This is a genomic window from Streptomyces sp. NPDC058092 (assembly GCF_042884935.1).
GTDB lineage: Bacteria > Actinomycetota > Actinomycetes > Streptomycetales > Streptomycetaceae > Streptomyces.
Map to the genome: position 1 here is coordinate 1 of NZ_JBHVSY010000077.1, position 1,088 is coordinate 1,088.

Consider the following 1,088-nt stretch of genomic DNA (forward strand, 5'->3'; position numbering starts at 1 on the left):
TGGTATTGTTGGTCATTCTCTTAAAGCAATAAAAGCATTTGGATGGGTATGTAGAGTCGGAGGAAAAGCTCTTAAATGGGCCATCAAACCTCTATCTCCATCAAAAGCTAAACTGGTAGACAAATATGCAAGAAAAATTGCATATGCCACAGAAAGACTGAATAGTGCATCAAAAGGCGCTCTAGTAAAAGCCTTGAAAAAAGCAGGAGTACCTTCAAAAACTGCTGATTCTCTAGCAGAAATTATCTTATGGATTGTATAAAAATAAAGCAGACAAAATTGTCTGCTTTATTTAATTAATTATGTAATTCTTAATTCCTACATGCCAATGCGCCATAACCTCGAACGTCTCATTAGCTACCTCGTCTTCATCTTCTTCAATTCTGACAAGATCCCCGTCCTCGGCGTCCGTCAAATTCAGTTCCTTATGAATCTCTTTCAAGATCCCGCCGTAGCCGATCAACCGCCTGGCATTTAACGCATCATCCAAATAATAGACCGTATCCAAATTTTCCTCGGTCACTTCATTCCCACGTATCACATCAGTGTCTTTCACTGGATACTTAGAAATCTCTAAAATAGCTTTCTGTTCTTCCATTTCTTTGCGTACTTCTTTTTCAATCGCTTCCGCATCGATTCCCTTTTTACCTTTGACCCTCTGCACATGCACAATAGGTGTGTAATCCAATTTCATTGCTCTTTTCCAAAGGCTTGTCCATTCTTTTTGATTAATATAGTTCTTACCAAAGTAATTAGTACGAACAGGTATTAACACATGAAAATGCGGATGATATGTATTTTCTTCATGATTTTTCGTAATCTCTAAAGCTCTGAAATACCCACGCACCGCAGAATCAACTTTTTTATATTTCATCAATCTATTAAAACCTTTCATCATATCCGAAATGGTCTGTTTCAGATCATCACCCTCAACGTTTTTTACTGTCAACGTGAGAAATATCCATGCTGGCTTATATTGCCGATTGGCTTCTTCAACGATCAATTTGTTGTGATAAGCAATTTTCAATGACCTTCGCCACGCACACATAGGGCATAACCTCACTTTACAAAAATAGGCTTGATATTAT

At 37.6% G+C, this 1,088-nt stretch carries 1 protein-coding gene and 1 pseudogene; one reads left to right on the top strand and one right to left on the bottom strand.

The annotated features are described in order from the left end of the window. Positions 1 to 262, top strand: a 262-nt coding sequence (locus tag ACFVV1_RS40825) for a hypothetical protein (protein WP_390000712.1), incomplete at its 5' end; no start/stop codon positions are given. Positions 263 to 292: 30 nt separating this feature from the next. Here the strand turns inward: ACFVV1_RS40825 and ACFVV1_RS40830 are convergent. Continuing rightward, a pseudogene (locus ACFVV1_RS40830) lies at positions 293 to 1,069 on the bottom strand (protein rep); the annotation flags it as partial. Between the last annotated feature and the right edge of the window lie 19 nt (positions 1,070 to 1,088).